The following is a 23,484-nucleotide window of genomic DNA, read 5'->3' on the forward strand; positions in this document are numbered from 1 at the left end:
AGTTATAAGACAGGCAGGGTAAAGGATTGATTTATGGCTGTCAAATTTATAGTACATACAGTGTAAATAAATAATTACATTATATGCCAGTGGAAAGAAAACAATGAAAATGGATAATTTCTTATCGTTATTTGTGAGCGCATGATTTGGATGAAAGAGGATAGTATTTGGGAGGGAAAATGAATTTCAAAGGCAATTCTCACCTTAACTTGTCATAATCAGGTTGCTATTGCTCTATGTGTTTGGTCGATAGCTCAACTCCTATTGAGAAAATAATTGGCTCTGAGATGCCAGTGTTATTAGGGCGTGTTGACGTTTTGTATTCATCATTTATTCGCCCCACATGGGTAGCCAGATAACGCATTTTCGACTAAATGACGATAACGATATAAACCCTTATCCCTCTTTTTATCCGAGTTTCGGTTATTTTTTCGGTAGGGAATAACCGCCGTTGCCCCTTGTTCTTCGATATAATTTCTGAATGCCTGACTATCATACCCCTTGTCAGCGATGACAAAGCCCGGGGGCGGGATTGCACCACCAAACTTTTTGCATGCACAATGTCGGAGTTTGCCCTCGGATAATTCAAAATGAACAGGCAAACCATAACTGTCTACGGCCAAATGGATTTTAGTCGAGTCCTCCCCGGCTTTTCCCAATCGCTTCATTCTCCTTTGAAGCCGCGCCTGAACTGTGCTGATGAGCACGGAAAATACTGCCATCAATGAACAACCATTCAGTATCAGAATCTTTAGCTAATTCTTTGAATAATGAATCAAAAACACCTTTGCTTGACCCCGCATTAAAACGCTTAAAAACGGTATTCCATTTCCCATATTCAACAGGCAGTTCCCGCCAAGGGCTCCCGGTTCTCATTCGAAAAAGGATACCTGCCAGAATTAGGCGATGCGTTTTTTTATGGTAGACAAGCCGATTTTGTTGCATGAATACAAATGGCTTATCCCACACAGGGTCTGATAACATGGGTCGTGGCATGATAGTTCTGGTTACGAGTTTTTTGGCGAAAATAAGGATACCAAATTATCATGCCATTCAAATCCCCTCGTTCAAACGTCAACACGCCCTAATTCAGTTAAAGGGATACCAAGCTGCTCATGGATTTGCGTATATCTCGCCGGAGGGATGTACCCTTTTTTAATCCATTACCGAATAGCTTGATCTCTAACATTTAGCATTCTAGCTAGCGCTGGAACACCTCCAGCTTTTCTAATCGTTGCTTCCAATACACTCATATGAATTTCCCTTTTTCACTGATGGTTACTAAATAAAATACAAGATAAACTTTAAAAAATAGAGTTTTGCTTGCTATGAAAATAAAAGTGTCGCTTGTATATTTGAGGTATGAAAACGATGCATGAAAGAATCAAGCAAGCTCGACTTGCAAAAAAATTAACTCAAGCTGAACTGGCAGATAGGCTTGGTGTCACTCCACAGTCTGTACAACAGTGGGAATCAAGCACAGAGCCGAGAAAGTCAAGATTGACAGCATTAGCATCTATCCTTGATGTTGATGTGAATTGGCTTTTGTTTGGCAAAGCATTAAGAAAGGATACGAGCCAAGTTCCGCCAGAGAACGAGTGGACAACCGTTGCTCCATGGGATAGTAGCACGCCGTTAGACAACGACGAGGTGGAGGTGCCATTTTTAAAAGATATTGAATTCGCATGCGGTGCTGGTCGGTGTATTGATGTGGATTATAACGGATATAAATTGCGATTTTCTAAATCAACATTGCGGCGGATAGGTGCCCCAACGGATGGTTCTACAATTGCTTGTTTTCCAGCTAAAGGCGATAGTATGGAGCCAATTATTCCAGATGGAACAGTAATAGCAATCGATATCTCTAATAAAAAAATTATTGATGGAAAGGTGTATGCAATTGAACAGGATGGATTAAAGCGCCTTAAGTGTCTTTATAGACGCCCGAGAGGAAAAATACTTATCAGAAGCTACAACCGTGATGAATACGAAGATGAGGTTGCAGATGAAGCTCAGGTAATCATCATTGGAAGAATGTTCTGGTATTCTGTTTTAGATTATTAAGGTTATGGAATGGACAATTTTAAGATAAAAATAAAACATCATGTTGACCACGTTAAAAACGCAGGTCAACACTGCACTACCGAAGAAACAACTAAACAGGCATTAATATTGCCTTTTTTAGATATTCTTGGGTTTAGTCCGTATGACCCGCAAAAAGTTAAAGCCGAGTATGGAGCGGATTTCCCCGGAGTAAAAACAAATGAGCGGGTTGATTATGCCTTGTTCTGTCAAGGTGTTCCCGTCATGTTTATTGAAGCGAAAGGGTATAGCGAAAAGCTAGATAACCACTGCCCTCAATTATCCAGATATTTTAACTCCACTCCAGAAGTGACCATTTCGGCAATTACAAATGGATTAGAATGGCGTTTCTTTACCGATTTAAAACAAAAAAACGTAATGGATCCTACACCATTTTTACGCATAAAAATGGATGAAGTTAGCGATGCGGATGTAGGTCAGCTCTATCGATTTAGACATGATAAATTCAAGCCAGAAGCATTAAGGACGCTTGCAGAAGAAAGTGTCTACCTATCTGCCTTCACTAAAACAATCAGCACTAGCTTGAGGGATGTTGATAGTGAATTTGTGAGATATGTTGCCAGTAGATCTAATGTCGAACGTCAATTGAATCAGCGCTTCATTGAATCAATCACTCCTTTGGTAAAACAAGCTGTTGAAAAATCTGTTAGCGCAATGGTAGTTTCTGGTCTTTCAAATAAACATGTACCAATTGATGGGATTCAAGACGAAATAGAGCATCAAGATAATCCGAAAGAACCAGATGAGATAGTAGATCCAGACAATCCTAATATTGTTACCACCAAAAACGAATTAACTCTGTATGAAAAAGCGAAATCAATAGTTGGGGATGATGCAGATCTACAATACAAAGATACAGAATCTTATTTTGGAGTTCTTTATCAAGGAAAATCAAATAGATGGATAATACGATACTTTGATAAAAAGAATAAACCCTACATTCAGATACCCATTGAGTTAAATGAAATACTAACCAATGAAGTTAATAGGGCTGGATTATCTGCAAGCAATTCAAGAATATTTATAGACGCTCCAGAAGATATATTGAGGATAACAGGAATTATTCTTGATGCTTTTGAATTCGTGAAAAACGACGATAACTTTAGAAAAAAAGCACAATAGATTTTGCCAGCCACCTAATGGTGGCTTTTTTGTCTCAAATTCTTCCTCGTTTCCTATCTAATAATGTCTAATTAGTCACATTTCCAATAATCAATAAAAAATAAAGCACTTTAAAAATAATAAAATACTGTTTTAAACAAGTATTTCTTTATCCAATAAAACAATTAATGCTTGCTTTCTATAAAGCAATGCTTGTATGGTTTGATCATCGAACAGGCAGGACGCCCACGAAGTAGCCGCCAGTGGCATATGAAGAACTGGATGATTCGATACTTAAAGCAGTACCTACAATGAATGCTCCGCCCGTGTGGAAAGTCCCTACCCAAAGTGATTTTTGGGGCGTGGTTAGCAGAGTCTAAGGGTAGACACAGTGAGTCGCTGGAAAGTTTGCACAACTCATTTAGGTATATGCAAATCTCAAACAGCCTACTCAATTCATTAACTGCACCCCAAAAATTACTAATTAGGGGTAACTATGGAAACAATCAATATGGAAGTCCTAGAAGGTGAAGTAGGAAAAGTTATGCAAAAGCTGATTGATACCTTAAATAAAAAAGTACAGGAAGTGGAATCTCTCGAACCAGAGAGTTTGCTACTTGGGAAAATTGGGTGCCAACAAAATTCTGAAAGAAAATGCATTGTCTTTGGCAGGGAAGTAAGTCAAGACGAAATGGATGTATTCCAGAATTTTATTAAGCAACCGCTACAGGACGTTATAGTACAGTTTGCACAAAATCCATTACGAGAAGGTCACGTAGAAGATGCGGCAATTGCCACTGTACAAGGGATTGCTGCTGCATTTCAGGTTTTTGTTGATTCTACTTTGTCCCAAAGCCAGAACTAGACTTCATACCCTTTGATTCTAGACCTATTTTGAAGAAAGCATGTAATTCGATATATTTTTCTAGAAACTCATCTTCATGCATCTGCATTTTTTCTCTTCTCAAAAACTCAATAGCAAGTTTTGACACTAATTCTTCAGTAGTCATTAGTTCAATCCTTCTTAACGTTGGGGAGAGTAAACTATAGCCGATTCCTTCGCGTTGGGGAATGCGAGGAACCACTGCTGCCTGAGGTGGTTAAATATACAGGCAACTAACTCCAGCTCATTTCCGAGTGGGCTGAGGTGAGTTGATAACAACCTTTTAGTGAGGGATTGAGTATGGAATTAAAAATCAATCGTGGAGCGTTGTTGGCGGTTCTGGAATGCCGTTCGTCAATAAAAAACCCGCGCCCTTATTTATGTGGTATCTGTTTTCGTCCGAATGGGCGGATAGTGGCAATTGACGGTCATATACTGGCATATGTCAGACATGAAAATGAAATTGAACCAGATTTAACCTGACAGATACTTGTATAAATAATCGGTAACGTTCTACGCTGTATGGCGGCTCTGGCCCCATGGATTAAAATACCACGCAGGTATCGATTACCATTTTTAGTGATTTTGCCTAATTGTGTTTTCCCACCACTGCTGGCCTGTCGAGGTACTAATCCTAACCAAGCGGCCATTTGCCTGCCGTTATTAAATTGTTTTCCATCACCGATATAAGCGACCATTGCGGAGGCAATCAGGGGGCCAATACCGGGAATAGATTGTAGTTGTTGCCACTGAGCCGTTTGTGATGATAGCGACTTGAGGGTTTCTTCTATTTCCTCTGTTTGCTGAATAAGCTTCAGCCAGTCTTCATAGAGTTGTTTCAGAACCCTGCGAGCAATCATCGTTAATTCATTATCGGCATCTTCAAGTGCCTCGTGCAGTGATTGCCTTAGAGCCGCAGAGCGTTGCGGAAAAATAATACCATATTCTGCTGCCAATCCTCTGATTTGATTAGAGATAGCAACGCGTTTTTGAACTAATGACTGCCGGACATTATGGAGAACAGAGAGGTCTTGTTGATACAGGTTTTTTACCGGAACAAAATGCATACCCGGCCGATTCGCAGCTTCAAAGATTGTCAACGCATCATTGGCATCATTTTTATGGTTTTTAACGAAAGCTTTCACATGCTGAGGGGATAAGGCAAACTTTAAAACCAAGATGTTCAATCGTTCGAGCCCAATAGTGGGCGGTGCCACAGGCCTCCATAGCAATCAAAATCACGGGTTCCATTTGTCTGACAGAATCCAGTAATCGACTTCGGGTCATTTTTTTATTAAATACAATGTGATTACCGTTAAGCAAACAAAGCTGAAAAACAGATTTTACGAGAGCAATGGCGAGAATTTTATGATACATGATGGACGCTCTTATAAAATGAATATGTTTATTTCATTTTGGTACAATTGACGCCATACCGGACGTCCATCTCATCAGATCAAGTTTGAGCTAATACAAATTGATGCTCTATTTGATGCTCTATTTCACGATGAAGTCTCAAATATGTCCCACTCACATCTCTCAGTGGTGGGACATACTGAGTAACTCATTGTTTTATATGGTGCCGGCTACCGGAGTCGAACTGGTGACCTACTGATTACAAGTCAGTTGCTCTACCAACTGAGCTAAGCCGGCGAAATTTGGCGGAAGGATAGAGATTCGAACTCTAGGATGGTTTCCCATCGGCGGTTTTCAAGACCGCTGCCTTCGACCGCTCGGCCATCCTTCCATGGCGCGAAATTATGCCTATATCTCCGGGATGTGTCTAGCCCCTAAAAAGGAAAAATTGTGATTTTTTTACTGCTTGCTCAATCTTCAAACGCTAATGACCTTTTTATCCGCTAACCTGCTAGTATTATCACAGTTCAATGAAATATTTAACTTCGAATTGATTTAAAATTAACCACAAATATATCCACATTTAAGGCAGCTATCCAAAGAATGTATAAACAAGCACCTATTAAGCCATCTGTCGTTCCCCGTTTTTACGCGCTGTTTATTATTTTGCTTTTTACGTCTCTATTTTTATTCGGGTATAACTATTTTAATAGTTGGCTGACGGAGAAAAAATATGCTATCAGTCGTGTAACGGCCAAGATGCGATTGCAGATTGAAGATTATCGCTATCATGCCGGTCGTATCTTCGAGCAGTCTAATATTCAGTCATCTTCCTCGCAGGAGGTTGCTGCATCATCGTTAGAATTGCGCCCCAATATTTATTGGCTGGAAAGTCACAATAAAAATATCGATGCAATTATCTTTGGCCGCTACAACGATTCGAGTGTTCAACTGGCTCAGAGGTTATCTAACTATCTCGAAATTCTCTGGGGATCACGTAATGAATATGAATCTATGTATTATCTCAACGGCAAGGATAACAATTTACTACTGGTGACTACACATCCTATTTTAAAACCGGAAATCAGGTTCAAAGAGAGTTATCTGACTCTAACTTCTGACGCTAAGCGTTCTGAAATGTTGGCACAATCAATAACATTGGATGAAAAGGAAAGTATTTCATCCATTCACGTATTACGTGGTGAGAATATTTATTATTACACTTATAAAGCTGTGTTCAATTCACCAGGGCAATTAACTACAGTTATTGCCTTCGATTTACCTATTAATAATTTTTTGTCGGTTGATATGTTGCCAGCAAATTTTCGGTTATATCCGAATAATGAATATGAGCTTGAGAAGACAGATAAGGTTGATGTTTCTTTAATCGGTTTTTGGCTGGAGTTTTCTCAACCACTTAAGAATATGCAGTATAAATTGATATATCAGGTTCCTGTAAAAACACTTATTGTGGATTTATTGATCAGAAATATTTGGTTATTGTTTTCGATGTTGCTTTTCTTACTATTTTCATTTAGTGGATTACTTTATATCCGTCGTCGATATATCACTCCTAATGCATCAATGGATCAGGAGCTGAAAATCAAAGATTCTCTGGGAAATGATATTATTTCTAATATTCCTATCGGATTATTGGTTTATGACTTTATGTCAAATCGGTTGATCAGTAGCAATAAGATTGCAGAGAAACTGATGCCTTATCTTGACTTAGGTAAAGTTAAGATCATGGCAGAACAACATAATGGCGTCATTCAGACATCCATTGAGGATGCGGTTTATGAAGTAAAAATGTATAGAAGTAATTTATTACCAGAGACTTATCTATTCTTATTGCAGGGTAGAGATCAAGACGTGATGGTCAGTAAGCGATTACAGCTTGCTCAACGAGAATATGATAAAAATGTGTACGCCAGACGTTCAATGTTGCAGAATATTAATTATGAAATAAAAAAACCGATTCAGGAGTTGAGTGATATAGCTATCCAATTGAAAAATGTATCACAAGATGAAAATAAGCATGGTTTGTTGGATAAATTATTGCTTAAATCAGAATTCATCATAGAGTGGGTTGAAAATATTTCTTTGCTCAGTGAGTTAGAGTCTGGTGATTGGCAACCAGTCAATGAGGCATTTTCTTTATCTTCACAATTGGAGAATATATTGAAATTATCGTTGCCGACACTAAATTCTAAAGGATTGAGGATCTATTATCATTTTAATATTTCTCATGAATCGGTATTTTCTGGTGACGGAGCAGCATTAAATAAAATAGTTTTGCTATTGTTAAATTATGCTATCACAACAACCAGTTATGGTAAAATATCCCTGAGTGTCAGTAGCTCTGGTAAATATGACAATCATATACAGATTGAGTTGATTGACAGTGGTTCAGGTCTCAGTGATAAAGATCTTGCTAGTTTAAATTATCCTTTCTTGAATAAATTAGCAGAAGACAAATATTATACAAATTCTGGACTGGTCTTTTATTTATGTAACCAATTGTGTAAAAAAATGGAGGGGAGCTTTGAAATTAAAAGTAAGCAGGGATTGGGGACTCATTATATTGTCAGTTTACCTTTTCCTCAATATGGTGAACATGTTGAAACCCCTCAGTTATTGGAAGGTATTATAGTACTAATAGATATCAGTAACCCCGAAATAAAAAAAATAATCCATAATCACCTTGATAATTATGGAGCAATATATTTTGACAAGAGTACGGAGAGTGTTACGGAAGAATACGATATCATTCTTACTGATAAACAGTGCAAAGCAGAAAAGCCAACTATATTATTAGTAGGTAATTTGGTAGGGTTTAAGAAGATGAAACCTAATTTGGTTCAATGTAATTACAACTTTGCTGGTGCTGTTATCAATGCGATATCGTTGCTGATTGAAGAAAATTTCAGTTTAGTTGAATCCGATGAAGTTGACTGGCGTTCGAAACAAGAATGTGATTCTGTTGAGAATGTCGATAGTAATATTTGTAATACCCTCAAAAGTTATCAAACACAGTTAGTAGACAGTAATTATGGGAAATTATTTGTAGAGACAGTACCGATGGATATTACTAAACTGTATACTGATATGGAACGATATGACTTGATATCACTTTCGCAAACGATACACCGTCTTAAGGGTGCGTTTGCTATGTTAGACTTTAAATTGCTCAAATCATTATGTGAGGCATTGGAACAACACATAGCAGACAATAATGAAGTAGAAATTAAAAGTAGCATCAGCCGTATTGATTTCTTTGTCACAAAGCTGTTGCAGCCAAGGTAACCAATAATATGAATAACCTTAATGTCATTATTGCTGATGACCATCCCATTGTTTTATTTGGCATCCGCAAGTCACTTGAGCAAATTGAGTGGATTAATGTTGTCGGTGAGTTTGAAAATTCGACTACACTGATTAATAGTTTGCCACATATAGAAGCGGATGTTCTCATAACAGATTTGTCAATGCCCGGTGACAAATATGGTGATGGCATCACCCTGATAAAATATATTAAACGCCATTTTCCGACACTAGCTGTCATCGTTCTTACGATGAACAATAATCCGGCTATTTTAAGTGCAGTACTTGAACTTGATATTGAGGGAATTGTGTTAAAGCAGGGAGCACCAACAGATTTACCTAAGGCTCTTTCTGCACTGCAAAAAGGGAAGAAATTTACACCTGAAAGTGTTTCTAAATTGTTGGAGAAAGTTAATGCTAACGGTTATGGAGATAAACGTTTATCTCCGAAAGAGAGTGAAGTACTGCGTTTATTTGCTGAAGGTCTTCCCGTTACAGATATTGCTAAGAAGCTTAATCGTAGTATAAAAACCATTAGTAGCCAGAAAAAATCAGCGATGATCAAACTGGGAGTTGATAACGACATTGCATTACTTAATTATTTATCTTCAGTCACTATTGACAATGATATGATTAAATAACCAATAATTATCTTTCCTGAGTGTAAGATCGGTGATTAAGATTACCGATCTTATATTATAAAAATGGTAATTATAGTTGCTTTTGAATACATATTCCTATTATTCTCAGTTATCATTTGTCTTAGGCACTATCATCTAACTCATAGTAATTATGCTTTTAGAGATTAGTTTCCTTGTTGCTGACTACAGTCTGGTATCTTTCAGGTAAATACTCTATTAATGTATCCTTCAATTTTGTTAGTGACACAGGTTTCAATAGACAATAATCCATGCCGATATCGACACAACGTTGTCTTTCTTCTGCCATTGCATTAGCTGTGATACCAATAATTGGTTTATTATAGCCTTTATTTCTTAAGTATTTTGTGAATTCATACCCATCCATATTTGGCATATTAACATCTGTTAGAATAATATCAGTTTTATTATTTTCCAGATGTTCAATAGCATCAATACCATCGTTAGCCATTTCTGTCTTGAATCCTAACGAATTTAACTGTTCGACCAATAAATGACGATTGATAGGGTGATCATCAACAACTAAAACTTTAATTGAATTTAATCTATCATCTGTTTTGATAGAGCTTTTCGAAACAGGAGGTTGGAGTGTATTATTATTAGACAGCAGATCATCAATGAAATAAATAATATCACTGATTTGGTAAGTGTTATGTATCCAATAATTATTTTGAGTTTTTTCTGGTGAACCAATATGGCTCTCTGATATTTCAATATAATAACGAACGGCAATATCCAGTTCAATAGGCTGGTCACTGACTAACAATTCAGTACCGTCGATTTGACTCTCATTATATGAAGTAATTTGAAAATGTGCTTTTGTCAAAAGATTATATAGATATTCTTCTAAATAATCATTACGAACAGCTAATATAATTTTCTGTTGAGTATGGTTCGGAGAAAACGTGTTAGCGCGATGTTTTTCCTTATCGTATTTTGCATTATATAAAGGAAGCCGGATAGAAAAAATGCTACCAACATATTGTTGTGATACAAACTCAATATCACCATCCATCAGGTTGATTAGTTTTTCACAAATCGCTAAACCTAGCCCTGTACCTTGTGATGCATTCTCTTTATTGGCACTGGTCTGAAAAAATGGTTCGAACAACTGCGTTTGTAATTTATGCTCGATTCCTAATCCTGTATCTTTAATGCTGATATACAGGTAGTCATGTCTCACCGTAATGGATATGACAATACAGCCAATTTCTGTAAATTTAATGGCATTATTTAGCAGATTAGAAATAATTTGTTGTAATCTTACCGGGTCGTTATTCATATAGTCAGGAACATCTGGGTTGATGTAACAGTAGAATCCCAGGTTTTTTTTCGTTATAAGAGGAAGATAGTTTGAAATTACATGCGATATGACTTCTTTACAGCTAAATTGTTTAACATCAATTTTAAGTTGGTTAGATTCTATTTTGGAAAAATCGAGAATATCGCTAATGATTTTCAATAATAGCGATGAGGAGTTATTCATTGTTGATAATAACCGCGCAGCTTCTGATTCTAATGGGTAAGATTGCAATAATTCCAGATTTCCAATGATGCCATATAGTGGTGTCCTCAACTCATGGCTAACGGTTGCCAGAAACATTGATTTCGCCTGGTTGGCTTGTTCTGCGGCTGAAGCCATATCTTGTAATGATTTCTCCATTTTAGCCCGGGTACTAATATCAACCAGAACGCAGATTGCCACTTCCTCATTGCGATAACGTGAATGTACGAAGCTAATTTGTAGATGATTATTATTACTAGTAACAATATCAATATAGCTGCTGGTTTTATCACAAATGATATCGATGATACGTTTTTGATCTTCGAACGTTAGCATTCGAGTATAGTTATGTGCAAGTTCATTACTCAGTATATTAGCACCATCACTGATCCGTAAAATGCTAATGCCAACAGGAGCAGAGGCAACGATTTTATGATTGAATTGTTCATGTTCTTCAAGGCGGAAAGCATTATTTTCAGCAGGGGAAAACATTTTACGTTCGAACAGCCAAACGAAAGAAATGATCAAAATTGCAGAGATAATATTTAAGACGAGACTGTTAATGATTTTTAACTTGAATCCATCAAAAATATTTTTTAGAGGCAAGGCATATATAACACTGAATGATGATGGAGCCAAACGCCTCTTTAACACTAAGTGACTATAATCTTCATTATAGCCAAAGTAAGGGATCTGTATATTATAACCTACGGGATAAGACTTATTATCATTTCTTAACGGATAATGTAACACAGGCTTATTATGCTGATTAAGTAACGTTAGCGTTGCATCTGTATTAGGTCTTTGTAAAAAATTTTCCAGCCTGATAGGTTGTTCGACACCTATTATTGCGACCATTTTTCCATTGTTATAAATAGGGGAAAGAATATAAAAGCTACCACTGTCTGGAGTTGTACCCACCGCAAGCCAATAGATATTCTGTTCTTTTCCTTGTTGCTGCACGAATACTAACTGGCGGTAATTTTCATAGACCATCTTTTTCAGCGTATCAGGCTCTGTTATTGCACCACGAATTGGAAAATTCACCATACACATGCTTTGGACATCAGCCAAAAAAATTTGGTTTACTCCCTGTGGCATTACAACATTATCTTTCCAGAAAAAGATGAGATTATTTAAGGCATGTAAATAATTATAAGGTTCATTACGTAATAGTTCACAATTTGAATTCATATTCAGAGGAGTATACAAAAATTGTGAGTTATTATATGGCGGGTTAATAGTCAGAGTTTTTTTATTCTCTTGTGATAAATATTTCTCTACCATATATTGAAGGTCGTGTAAGGTATTAGTAGTTTCTCGCACATAAGAGAACATTATATCGTAGTCAGAATTATATTCTTGACGGATGTCTGATCTCGCTTTATTAAAAAGATTTGCCAGATAAAAACTGGTTAATAAGGCACCTAATGCCCATAACATAAAACCAAGCACCCGAAAAAGGTAGCGGGATATCTTTAGTGATGTTCGGAATGAAGATAGATATCTCAAGAGGTCGCCTGATAAAAAATGTGATTAATAATAACTGTTAACAGCATATACTAGTGTAGCAGGGAATACAAAGCAGCATTTTGTACCTGGCATTCTTTGAAAAAAATGGCACAAAAAAGCAGGCATTTTAATGCCTGCTTTTTTAATACTTTGTGGGTTTTTCAGATTTGCAGCTTTATTAGCTGCAATCCGAAATTCATTAAGTATAATTTTATGGATGAATCAGGAAAAGACGGATATTATTCCTGACCTTCTGATTCATTACTTCCTTCATCGGCGGAAGAGGCTGCTGTATTGCCATCCTCTTCATCATCAGGTTCAGCAACACGCTGCAAACCCACAACTTTTTCATCATCTGCTGTGCGGATCAAGGTGACACCTTGGGTATTACGTCCGACAGTACTGACTTCAGAAACACGGGTACGAACCAATGTTCCCGCATCAGTAATCATCATGATCTGGTCAGTTGGTTCAACCTGAATTGCACCAATCACGTTGCCGTTACGTTCACTGACTTTGATGGAGATAACGCCTTGGGTTGCACGAGACTTCGTTGGGTATTCTTTCTGGGCAGTACGTTTTCCATAACCATTTTCAGTGACTGTCAGGATTTGACCTTCTCCACGAGGAATGATCAAGGAAACAACTTTATCTCCTTCCGCCAGTTTGATACCACGGACTCCGGTCGCAGTACGCCCCATAGCGCGGACGCCTTTCACGCGAACTGTACCATCTTCCAGTGTCTCTTCTTCCTCTTCAAGGAAGCGGACGACTTTACCCTGTGCAGAGAATAGCATAACTTCGTTGCTGCCATCAGTGAGGTCAACGCCGATCAGTTCATCTCCTTCATTCAGGTTAACTGCAATGATACCGGCACTACGCGGACGACTGAACTCGCTGAGTTTCGTCTTCTTAACGACCCCACTTGCTGTCGCCATGAATATGTTCAATCCTTCTTCATATTCACGAACAGGCAGAATGGCCGTAATACGTTCGTCTTGTTCCAATGGCAGCAGGTTAACTATAGGTCGGCCACGGGCACCACGACTCGCTTCTGGCAATTGATAAACTTTCAGCCAGTACATCTGACCTTTGTTGGAGAAGCAAAGAATAGTGTCGTGGGTATTGGCTACCAACAGACGTTCAATGAAATCTTCTTCTTTGATACGTGCTGCTGATTTACCTTTACCGCCACGGCGTTGTGCTTCGTAATCAGACAAAGGTTGGTATTTCACGTAACCTTGATGGGATAGTGTTACCACAATATCTTCCTGATTGATCAGGTCTTCAATATTGATATCTGCGGAATTTTCAGTCAATTCAGTACGACGTTTATCATTGTACTGTTCTTTGATAGCAAGTAACTCTTCCCGAATGACTTCCAGCAAGCGTTCCGGGCTTTCCAGAATGAACATCAGTTCAGCAATGACTTTCAACAGTTCACGATATTCGTCGAGCAGTTTTTCATGCTCCAGCCCTGTTAATTTCTGTAAACGCAGATCCAAAATGGCCTGTGCTTGCTGCTCGGTCAGGTAATACTTACCGTCACGAATACCAAATTCTGGTTCCAGCCATTCAGGGCGTGCAGCATTATTACCAGCCTGTGCCAGCATTGCTGCAACATTGCCTAATTCCCATGCTTGAGAAATGAGGCTTGCTTTAGCTTCAGCAGGTGTTGGAGCCTGGCGGATCAGTTCGATCACAGGATCGATATTCGCCAGTGCAATAGCTAGTGCCTCAAGGATATGAGCGCGGTCACGAGCTTTACGCAGTTCAAAAATTGTTCTGCGAGTGACAACTTCACGGCGGTGGCTGACAAATGCAGAAAGAATATCCTTCAGGTTAAGTAGCTTAGGTTGCCCTTGATGTAGAGCAACCATATTGATACCGAATGAAACCTGCAACTGGGTGAGTGAATATAAGTTATTCAGGACAACCTCACCAACAGCATCGCGTTTCACTTCGATAACGATACGCATACCATCTTTATCGGATTCGTCACGTAATGCACTGATCCCTTCAATACGCTTTTCCTTCACCAATTCAGCAATTTTCTCGATCAGGCGCGCTTTATTTACTTGATAAGGGATTTCACTGACGATAATGGTTTCACGGCCCTTTTTTTCGTCAGTCTCGATTTCTGCACGGGCACGGATATAAATTTTACCGCGGCCAGTACGATAAGCCTCCTGAATACCGCGACGCCCATTAATAATGGCCGCTGTTGGGAAATCAGGCCCCGGGATATATTCCATTAGGCCTTCAATACTGATGTTTTCATCATCAATATAGGCCAGACAGCCATCAATCACCTCAGATATATTATGAGGTGGGATGTTAGTCGCCATGCCGACCGCTATCCCTGATGAACCGTTCACCAGTAAGTTAGGAATACGGGTTGGCATTACATCGGGAATTTGCTCTGTACCATCATAGTTAGGCACAAAATCGACAGTTTCTTTTTCTAAGTCCGCCAGCAATTCATGGGCTACTTTTGCCATGCGTACTTCGGTATAACGCATTGCAGCCGCAGAATCGCCATCGACTGACCCGAAGTTCCCCTGGCCGTCAACCAGCATGTAACGCATGGAGAATGGCTGTGCCAGACGTACAATCGTGTCATAAACAGCGGTGTCACCATGTGGATGGTATTTACCAATCACATCCCCAACAACGCGGGCAGATTTTTTATAGGGTTTATTCCAATCATTTCCCAATACATTCATCGCAAAAAGTACACGGCGATGTACTGGCTTTAGTCCATCTCGAACATCTGGCAGTGCACGTCCAACAATAACGGACATCGCATAATCCAGATATGAGCTTTTCAGCTCTTCTTCGATATTGACCGGGGTGATTTCTCTGGCAATGTCGCTCATGGAGCCACTGTCCCTCATACTCCGAATTCAAAGGCTTAGAATTATACCACAAATTGACGGTTTTATAAAAACCAGATGCGGGTATTTCAAGATTAAGATGTGTATAATATTTTCTTATCACACATCCCCATAATACTGTTACATTTTCTGTGAATCAGTTATCTGTGAACCAGTTTTCTGTGAAACAGCCTCTAGGAGCGATATTACTGATGAACGCTAAAACCCCCGATTCACTTATTCAATCACACACCAATGTGGATCAACAGGAAATCGAAAAATTTGAAGCCGTTGCTTCCCGATGGTGGGATCTTGAAGGTGAATTCAAACCATTGCATCGCATTAATCCATTGCGTTTAAACTACATCCTGCAACGGGCTGAGGGTCTTTTCAATAAGAAAGTATTAGATGTTGGATGTGGTGGTGGGATCCTATCAGAAAGTATGGCTTGTGAAGGGGCGGATGTGACCGGTTTGGACATGGGTTTTGAGCCACTACAAGTTGCCCGGCTGCATGCGTTGGAATCTGGTATATCAGTTAAATATGTGCAGGAAACGGTAGAAAGCCATGCTGAGCAACATCCACATTCCTATGATGTAGTAACCTGCATGGAAATGCTTGAACATGTACCGGATCCAGAATCCGTCATTCGTGCGTGCGCCAAATTAGTTAAGCCTGGTGGTCATGTCTTTTTTTCAACTATTAATCGCAATCGAAAAGCATGGTTAATCGCTGTCATCGGTGCAGAATATATTTTAAACATGGTGCCAAAAGGGACACACGATGCGAAAAAATTTATTCGCCCTTCAGAGCTGATTGGCTGGCTGGATAAAACCTCACTGAAAGATCAACATATTATCGGTTTACATTACAATCCGTTAACAGATAAATTCCGACTTGGACACAATGTGGATGTGAACTACATGCTTCATACCCGATCAGCCTAACAGAAGCAATTAAAGGATTAATAAAGCAACAAATAGATCTTATTTTTAAGATTTTATTTTTAGGTTTTCGCCGATAGGTTTGCGAAAGTAACATCAAGTAACTACGCAGGTTATCGGCTTTTCGGCAAAATTAATCCTCAAGTTATCCACAAAACTTCCTGATCTTGTACACTTGATAAAACGCGAAATTAACATTATCTTGTTATTACAGTTTTATTCACCCCCTATATATTGTGTTTCTGGACGTTTCACTACTACTAGTTCCCAACTGATTTTCAGTCATCTTGGGGGCATCGTGCCGTCAATGGTCAGGAAAGGCAATTATAGGCGAAATACGAAAAGAGAAGGTGTATTTCCTCATGAACCAGAGTCTGCTAGTAACCAAGCGTGATGGACATAAAGAACAAATTGATCTTGATAAAATTCACCGGGTTGTTACCTGGGCTGCTGAAGGTCTGAAAAATGTCTCAGTGTCACAAGTAGAACTGCGTTCTCAAATTCAATTTTATGATGGCATTAAAACATCTGATATCCATGAGACCATGATCAAAGCAGCGGCTGACTTGATTTCAAGTGATGCTCCGGATTATCAGTATCTGGCCGCTCGTTTAGCCATCTTTAACCTGCGCAAAAAGGCTTACGGTCAGTTTGAACCGCCTGCGTTATATGACCATGTTGCACGTATGGTCGAATTAGGTAAATACGACAAACATTTGCTTGCAGACTACTCTAAAGAAGAATTCAAGCAAATGGACAGTTTTATTGACCATCTGCGTGATATGAATTTTTCTTATGCAGCGGTTAAACAGCTTGAAGGAAAATATCTGGTACAGAACCGTGTAACTGGCGAACTTTATGAAAGCGCTCAGTTTCTGTACATTTTGGTTGCGGCATGTCTGTTTTCCACTTATCCGAAAGAAACGCGCCTGGATTACATTCGCCGTTTCTATGATGCGGTTTCTACTTTTAAAATTTCGTTGCCAACACCAATCATGGCCGGGGTTCGCACACCAACCCGTCAATTCAGTTCCTGTGTTCTGATTGAATGTGGCGATAGCCTTGATTCTATCAATGCAACATCCAGTGCGATTGTCAAATATGTTTCCCAACGTGCAGGTATTGGTGTAAATGCTGGCCGTATTCGCGCAGTGGGTAGTCCAATCCGTGGTGGTGAAGCTTTCCATACTGGTTGTATTCCATTTTATAAGCATTTCCAGACAGCAGTGAAATCCTGCTCTCAGGGGGGGGTGCGTGGTGGTGCTGCGACGTTGTTCTATCCACTGTGGCACCTGGAAGTAGAAAGCCTGTTGGTACTGAAGAACAACCGTGGTGTTGAAGGTAATCGTGTTCGCCATATGGATTATGGTGTACAGATCAACAAACTCATGTATGAACGTTTGATCAAAGGGCAAGAAATTTCTTTGTTCAGCCCATCTGATGTGCCTGGTTTGTATGACGCTTTCTTTGCTGATCAGGATGAATTTGAGCGTCTGTATACTCTGTATGAAAATGACAACGATATTCGTAAACAGCGCATCAAGGCAGTAGATCTGTTCTCTTTGATGATGCAGGAACGTGCTTCAACCGGACGTATTTATATCCAAAACGTTGACCATTGTAATACACATAGCCCGTTTGATCCGGTTATTGCACCTGTTCGCCAATCTAATCTGTGTCTGGAAATTGCACTGCCAACCAAGCCATTGAACGATATTAACGATGAAAACGGCGAAATTGCGCTGTGTACGTTGTCTGCTTTCAACCTTGGGGTTATTAAAAATCTGGATGAGTTGGAAGAACTGGCAGATTTGGCTGTCCGCGCACTGGACTCTCTGCTGGATTATCAGGACTATCCGATTGTTGCTGCCAAGCAGGGTTCAATGGGGCGTCGTACACTAGGCATTGGCGTAATTAACTTCGCTTACTATCTGGCGAAAAACGGTGTTCGTTATTCTGACGGTAGTGCCAATAACCTGACTCACAAAACATTTGAAGCCATTCAGTACTATTTGCTGAAAGCCTCTAATAAGCTGGCTAAAGAGCAGGGAGCATGTCCATGGTTTGGTGAAACCACTTATTCGCAGGGCATCCTGCCGATTGATACGTATAAAAAATCACTGGATGCATTAACCAGCGAACCGTTGCATATGGATTGGGAAGCACTACGTAGCGATATTTTGCAATATGGTCTGCGTAACTCGACTTTATCAGCACTGATGCCTTCAGAAACATCCTCGCAGATTTCCAATGCGACCAATGGCATTGAGCCACCGCGAGGTTACGTCAGTGTTAAGGCATCAAAAGACGGTATCTTGCGCCAGGTTGTACCGGAATATGATCGCCTGAAAAGGTCTTATGAATTGCTGTGGCAAATGCCTGGCATTGATGGTTATCTGCAATTGGTGGGAATTATGCAAAAATTTATCGATCAATCAATTTCTGCCAATACTAATTATGATCCGGCGCGTTTCCCTAATGGCAAAGTTCCGATGAACCAATTGCTGAAAGATTTACTGCTCGCTTATAAATATGGTGTGAAGACACTGTATTACCACAACACCCGTGATGGTGCGGAAGATGTTCAGGATGATCTGGAAGAGGTTGTTGAATCTGTTGATTCCGATTGTGAAGGCGGCGCGTGTAAAATTTGATTTGAGGAAACTATGTCTTATACCACTTTTTCACAAGTAAAAAATGATCAATTGCAGGAGCCGATGTTTTTCGGCCAATCTGTGAACGTAGCGCGTTATGATCAGCAAAAATATCCTATTTTCGAAAAATTGATCGAAAAACAGCTCTCGTTTTTCTGGCGTCCAGAAGAAGTTGATGTTTCCCGTGATCGCATTGACTTTAATGGGTTACCAGATCATGAAAAGCATATTTTTATCAGTAACCTAAAATACCAGACATTACTGGATTCTATTCAAGGACGTAGTCCGAATGTAGCATTTCTACCATTAATTTCGATTCCTGAATTAGAAACGTGGGTTGAAACATGGTCATTTTCAGAGACAATCCATTCGCGCTCTTATACGCATATTATCCGTAATATCGTTAATGATCCTGCGGTTATATTTGACGATATAGTGGCAAATGAGCAGATCTTGAAGCGTGCGAAAGACATTTCGAAGTATTACGACGATTTGATCGAAATGACCAACTATTACCACCAGTTAGGTGAAGGTACATACAGCGTTGCTGGTCAAGAAATAACAGTTAGTCTGCGTGCACTGAAAAAGCAGCTTTATTTATGTTTGATGAGTGTTAATGCACTGGAAGCAATTCGTTTCTATGTCAGCTTTGCATGTTCATTTGCCTTTGCTGAACGTGAATTGATGGAAGGAAATGCGAAGATAATCAAATTAATCGCCCGTGATGAAGCTTTGCATTTGACAGGTACTCAGCACATGTTGAACTTGCTGCGTTCTGGTCAGGATGATCCTGAAATGGCAGAAATTGCCCAAGAATGTGAACAGCAATGTTATGACCTGTTTGTACAGGCGGCAGAGCAAGAGAAAGAGTGGGCGGATTATCTTTTCAAAGATGGTTCCATGATTGGTCTGAACAAAGATATTTTGTGCCAGTATGTTGAATATATTACCAATATTCGTATGCAGGCGGTGGGCTTGAAGTTGCCATTTGAAACACGCTCTAATCCAATTCCTTGGATTAATTCGTGGTTGGTTTCTGATAATGTTCAGGTGGCTCCACAGGAAGTCGAAGTCAGCTCTTACTTGGTCGGTCAGATTGATTCGGAAGTCAATACTGAGGATCTCAGCGGTTTCGAACTCTGATATGGCTGATTACAAAGTTACCCTGCCTTCCGGGCAGGGATTATCTTTCTATTATTCTTCCAGTTTGCACAGTAACCTGTTGGAAGCTTTAGAACAAGGTAAAGTACAGACTGAATATCAATGCCGTGAGGGGTATTGTGGTTCCTGCCGGGTAAGGCTAGTGAAAGGGAAGGTAGGGTATCCTTGTAAGCCGTTAGCATTTGTTAATGATGGTGAAATCTTACCTTGCAGCTGCTATCCCCTTTCTGATATCGAAATTGAGCTGTAGTTTTTTCATCGTTGATGATGACAATTGTTATCCTAACAGAAAGGATTAATAATCCTTTCTGTCTTGCAATATCAAGCTTGCCTTTAATTGTGAACATATCAGAGTCATAAGTTGATATGTTCACTTATTTTTTTATCTTTCTGATTTAACAAGAAAAAATTGTGTGGTTACATACACCGATCATCAATTTTTTCATAATTTTAATTTAATCTGCTTATTTATTGATTCTTCCTATCTGATCTGGTATCAAGTATATAATTATCTATATGCCTTTGGGTTCATCCATTTGCTATTGTATTACCTTTTGAATCCCCTGTTGTATATATCAGAAAAGCGATTTTAGCTATTTCAGTAAATATTGACTGAATATAAGTATGTTATAGATTTCAAATAACTATTTATAGAAATTCTGGGAAATAAAAGATAAATATAATTTACTCAATATAATCTATAAGCTAAGAAAAATGTAAGGAGCATAACTATGTATAAAATTGATTATAATTCGTACCGTTCAATTAAAGGTTTTAACCGACGTCCTCGATTTTTAGTGATGCATTATACTGCTTTAAATTTCGAGAAATCTATTGAGGCATTAACAGGAGAATCAGTTAGTGTGCATTATTTAGTACCTAACCCAGATGATCAAACATATAAGGAAGCAGGGTTCAAGGGAGTACGTATATTTAATTTGGTTGATGAAATTGAAAGAGCCTGGCATGCGGGAATCAGTATTTGGTCAGGCCGAAACAATTTGAATGATACAGCTATTGGTATTGAAGTTGTTAATGAAGCCAGTGATGATTGCGGGGTCATGACCTTCCCTCCGTATCATCCGGATCAGGTTAATGCAATTAAAGAGTTGGCAATTAATATACTACAACGATATCCAGATATTACTCCAACTCACGTTATCGGGCATTCTGATATTGCTGTGGGTAGGAAAAGTGATCCAGGCCCTGCTTTTCCCTGGAAAGAATTATATGAAGCAGGGGTTGGTGCATGGTACGACGAAGAGACTAAACAAAAATATATTGAAGAGTTTGAGCAATCTTTTCCTGATAAAGATAAGATTTTAAAGAAATTCAGCCAGTATGGTTATGATATTTCTGGTGCAAATGAAAACGATGGATATCAAGGCTTGGTTAAAGCATTTCAAATGCACTTCCGTCAATCAAACTATGACGGGATCCCAGATATAGAAACTATCGCAATTATATATGCTCTAGTTGAGAAATATTTCCATAAGGTATAATCACTTATGTCATCATGCTGAGGAGTAAGACTATATCTAATCAGCTAAAATATAAATAATAACTATAATTAACACCCTGATAATTACCTTGTATTAAACACATTCTTGATGGGTTTTAAGGTGCAGCGTAATGGCAAAGGAATGGCTCTGAAGGAATATAGATAATTATATGACCGAGGAAGAGCGGTAAAGAGTAGTGAAGCCAGTAAAGCGACAACTTGGAAGATGGAGAGGATAAGTGTTTTGCAGTGTAATATCAGGGGATCTTTTTTGTTGGCATTTATTAATTGAGAAAAGTTACATTTTTTGTAGGAAATTAAACTGAATAGTGATATTCAAGATGATAAAATTTCCATTTAGATTATGGAATCTCGATAAGTTTAATATTTTTACTAAAAAACATAGCGATTTGTAAGATAAGATTTATCTCAAGTAAAATTTTCTACCTGAATCACATATATTGCTGTATTTTATTGTTTAAAAGTGGAAGTTGGAATATTTTATGAAAGATAATTAATTGTATTATTGGGTTTTTTGATTGGTTGTTTTAATTTAATGTCTAATTTCAATAGACAGGGAGATAATTTCACCATTTTGTTTCTTTCTCGGTTTTCTTGAAAAAAATTATTTGTTTTTAGTCTGTTATATTTTTCTGATTATTCGGTTTCTACCTTGCTCTTTGATGAATGTTCATCTAATCTGAATAATTCCCTTTAGGGAACTTATATTTGATTAATTATATAAGCTTGTTTTATCTGTTTTTTACTATTCGTTACAAGGGCTGTTCAGTACAAAAATTGTCAGGAGCTTAAAATGGGGAGACTGTTGGCTGTCATCGTTGTGGCGATGGGGGGAGTAGCGATGATATGTAATATTGCGGAAGCAAAATCACCTCATGATGGTGAATATTTGTGTAGGATAAATAAAGAATTAAATAATGCCACTGTCAAAAATGATGGGATGTATTTCTTTCAAACTAATCAGGATACTGTCAGAGTTTCCTATAAAAATGCAAGCTTTACTATTCATGAAATAAAACCAGAAGTCTTTGTTAGCCCTAAATTAATGCCTATAACCCAATTTGGGATATTAAATAACAAAGAACTTTCTGAGATAGGCGAGAATACCTTAATATATGGTGGAAAAGGTCATGGATTGGGGTATTTTAGGCCAGGTAAAAATGAATTTTTTATTTCCAAAATAAGTATTCCTGGTATAAAAGGTGCTTATATCTTATCTTTGGAATATTGTGTCAAACAGTCATAAGCAATATCAAGAAGATTTATATTATAATCTTTCCTCAAAAGAGGTTATCAAGTCTATCAACTAATTACTTTTATTCTATATTAATTAGACTGATCTGAGTCCGCTTAACAATTATATCTCTTAAAGGAATATATTCATTTATTGTTGTATAGATCAGATTATTTGGGGAGTGCCAAATAATGAAAAGTTCTGCACAATTGAATAGTATCCAAACGAGGTTAATAAAAAAGCCAGTTATTGTGTTTGAACTGGCTTGCTTTCTCTGTGTTAACACAGTTTTTATATAAATCGTTTTGTTGACAAACGAATGACGACACAATGTACATTAGAGAGGAAAGATTTTACAGATTGCATGATGATTTCCCTTGAGAATGACAAATTGTGATTTACTTCACGAAAATCTAGAGTCTGTGAAGCATTTTATGCTCAAAATGAAAAGAGTCAAGGTATTTATTAAATTTTTTTTTAAAATTTAAAATTTTTCTGCAATTTAATTTAATCATTTGAAAATAAATAATTTTTTATTAATTTAGAAAGAAGTATTCAATCTATCTTGTTGTTTTTTATTGTTCATATTGTGATATGACCGTAGGAATTTTTTTGCTGTCTATACTTTATCCATAGGGTGGATCTTAACCT

At 38.3% G+C, this 23,484-nt stretch carries 16 protein-coding genes, 2 tRNA genes and 1 pseudogene; 12 read left to right on the forward strand and 7 right to left on the reverse strand.

Annotated features, from left to right (window positions below; genetic code table 11):
• Positions 1 to 353: 353 nt before the first annotated feature.
• Positions 354 to 996 (reverse strand): annotated as a pseudogene (locus HGO23_RS07915) (IS5 family transposase); the annotation flags it as partial.
• A 366-nt stretch (positions 997 to 1,362) separates the two neighbouring features.
• Between HGO23_RS07915 and HGO23_RS07920 the strand changes: the two are divergent.
• From HGO23_RS07920 to HGO23_RS07930, 3 genes are all read left to right on the forward strand, one after another.
• The gene (locus HGO23_RS07920; RefSeq protein ID WP_209028491.1) at positions 1,363 to 2,064 is read left to right on the forward strand and encodes an XRE family transcriptional regulator; all 702 of its coding nucleotides are present in this window, start codon (positions 1,363 to 1,365) and stop codon (positions 2,062 to 2,064) included.
• Between the two features lie 9 nt (positions 2,065 to 2,073).
• A complete protein-coding gene (locus HGO23_RS07925; RefSeq protein ID WP_209028492.1) occupies positions 2,074 to 3,225 on the forward strand; it encodes a type I restriction endonuclease in 1,152 nt (383 codons plus the stop codon).
• A 475-nt stretch (positions 3,226 to 3,700) separates the two neighbouring features.
• The gene (locus tag HGO23_RS07930; RefSeq protein WP_209028493.1) at positions 3,701 to 4,069 is read left to right on the forward strand and encodes a hypothetical protein; all 369 of its coding nucleotides are present in this window, start codon (positions 3,701 to 3,703) and stop codon (positions 4,067 to 4,069) included.
• Here the strand turns inward: HGO23_RS07930 and HGO23_RS07935 are convergent.
• On the reverse strand, positions 4,044 to 4,214 hold the full coding sequence (locus HGO23_RS07935; RefSeq protein WP_209028494.1) for a hypothetical protein: 171 nt from the start codon (positions 4,212 to 4,214) through the stop codon (positions 4,044 to 4,046). The genes HGO23_RS07930 and HGO23_RS07935 overlap by 26 nt on opposite strands.
• Before the next feature lie 173 nt (positions 4,215 to 4,387).
• Here HGO23_RS07935 and HGO23_RS07940 point away from each other — a divergent pair, with 173 nt between their 5' ends.
• Positions 4,388 to 4,570, forward strand: coding sequence for a hypothetical protein (locus tag HGO23_RS07940; protein WP_209028495.1), 183 nt, complete (start codon positions 4,388 to 4,390; stop codon positions 4,568 to 4,570).
• On the opposite strand, the gene HGO23_RS07945 is transcribed toward HGO23_RS07940, so the two are convergent.
• From HGO23_RS07945 to HGO23_RS07955, 3 genes are all read right to left on the reverse strand, one after another.
• A complete protein-coding gene (locus HGO23_RS07945) occupies positions 4,516 to 5,304 on the reverse strand; it encodes an IS110 family RNA-guided transposase (RefSeq protein WP_209028496.1) in 789 nt (262 codons plus the stop codon). The two genes, HGO23_RS07940 and HGO23_RS07945, sit on opposite strands and share 55 nt — an antisense overlap.
• A 360-nt stretch (positions 5,305 to 5,664) precedes the next feature.
• Positions 5,665 to 5,740: transfer RNA gene (locus HGO23_RS07950), tRNA-Thr, on the reverse strand.
• A gap of 6 nt (positions 5,741 to 5,746) precedes the next feature.
• Positions 5,747 to 5,834: transfer RNA gene (locus HGO23_RS07955), tRNA-Ser, on the reverse strand.
• Between the two features lie 212 nt (positions 5,835 to 6,046).
• On the opposite strand from HGO23_RS07955, the gene rcsD reads away from it, so the two are divergent.
• On the forward strand, positions 6,047 to 8,749 hold the full coding sequence (gene rcsD, locus HGO23_RS07960; RefSeq protein WP_209028497.1) for a phosphotransferase RcsD: 2,703 nt from the start codon (positions 6,047 to 6,049) through the stop codon (positions 8,747 to 8,749).
• 8 nt (positions 8,750 to 8,757) lie between these two features.
• Positions 8,758 to 9,408, forward strand: a complete 651-nt coding sequence (gene rcsB / locus HGO23_RS07965) for a response regulator transcription factor RcsB (RefSeq protein WP_099135696.1) — start codon at positions 8,758 to 8,760, stop codon at positions 9,406 to 9,408.
• Positions 9,409 to 9,565: 157 nt separating this feature from the next.
• Here rcsB and rcsC read toward each other — a convergent pair whose 3' ends face one another.
• Positions 9,566 to 12,442 carry a two-component system sensor histidine kinase RcsC gene (gene rcsC / locus HGO23_RS07970; protein WP_209028498.1) on the reverse strand — a complete coding sequence of 959 codons (2,877 nt, stop codon included), beginning with the start codon at positions 12,440 to 12,442 and terminating at the stop codon, positions 9,566 to 9,568.
• Positions 12,443 to 12,681: 239 nt separating this feature from the next.
• Positions 12,682 to 15,321 carry a DNA topoisomerase (ATP-hydrolyzing) subunit A gene (gene gyrA / locus HGO23_RS07975; RefSeq protein WP_099135698.1) on the reverse strand — a complete coding sequence of 880 codons (2,640 nt, stop codon included), beginning with the start codon at positions 15,319 to 15,321 and terminating at the stop codon, positions 12,682 to 12,684.
• A gap of 209 nt (positions 15,322 to 15,530) precedes the next feature.
• Here gyrA and ubiG point away from each other — a divergent pair, with 209 nt between their 5' ends.
• The 6 genes from ubiG (at position 15,531) to HGO23_RS08005 (ending at position 22,845) form a co-directional block, all read left to right on the forward strand.
• Complete coding sequence (ubiG, locus tag HGO23_RS07980; RefSeq protein ID WP_099135699.1) at positions 15,531 to 16,265, forward strand: bifunctional 2-polyprenyl-6-hydroxyphenol methylase/3-demethylubiquinol 3-O-methyltransferase UbiG; 735 nt, start codon at positions 15,531 to 15,533, stop codon at positions 16,263 to 16,265.
• Between the two features lie 359 nt (positions 16,266 to 16,624).
• Positions 16,625 to 18,916 carry a class 1a ribonucleoside-diphosphate reductase subunit alpha gene (gene nrdA / locus HGO23_RS07985; RefSeq protein WP_209028499.1) on the forward strand — a complete coding sequence of 764 codons (2,292 nt, stop codon included), beginning with the start codon at positions 16,625 to 16,627 and terminating at the stop codon, positions 18,914 to 18,916.
• Positions 18,917 to 18,928: 12 nt separating this feature from the next.
• Positions 18,929 to 20,059, forward strand: a complete 1,131-nt coding sequence (nrdB, locus tag HGO23_RS07990) for a class Ia ribonucleoside-diphosphate reductase subunit beta (RefSeq protein ID WP_099135701.1) — start codon at positions 18,929 to 18,931, stop codon at positions 20,057 to 20,059.
• A 1-nt stretch (position 20,060) separates the two neighbouring features.
• On the forward strand, positions 20,061 to 20,327 hold the full coding sequence (gene yfaE / locus HGO23_RS07995) for a class I ribonucleotide reductase maintenance protein YfaE (RefSeq protein ID WP_209028500.1): 267 nt from the start codon (positions 20,061 to 20,063) through the stop codon (positions 20,325 to 20,327).
• 481 nt (positions 20,328 to 20,808) lie between these two features.
• A complete protein-coding gene (locus tag HGO23_RS08000; RefSeq protein ID WP_209028501.1) occupies positions 20,809 to 21,579 on the forward strand; it encodes an N-acetylmuramoyl-L-alanine amidase in 771 nt (256 codons plus the stop codon).
• An 825-nt stretch (positions 21,580 to 22,404) separates the two neighbouring features.
• Complete coding sequence (locus HGO23_RS08005; protein WP_209028502.1) at positions 22,405 to 22,845, forward strand: hypothetical protein; 441 nt, start codon at positions 22,405 to 22,407, stop codon at positions 22,843 to 22,845.
• Positions 22,846 to 23,484 lie beyond the last annotated feature (639 nt).

Origin of the sequence: Xenorhabdus budapestensis (genome assembly GCF_017743015.1) — a bacterium.
Classification (GTDB): domain Bacteria; phylum Pseudomonadota; class Gammaproteobacteria; order Enterobacterales; family Enterobacteriaceae; genus Xenorhabdus; species Xenorhabdus budapestensis.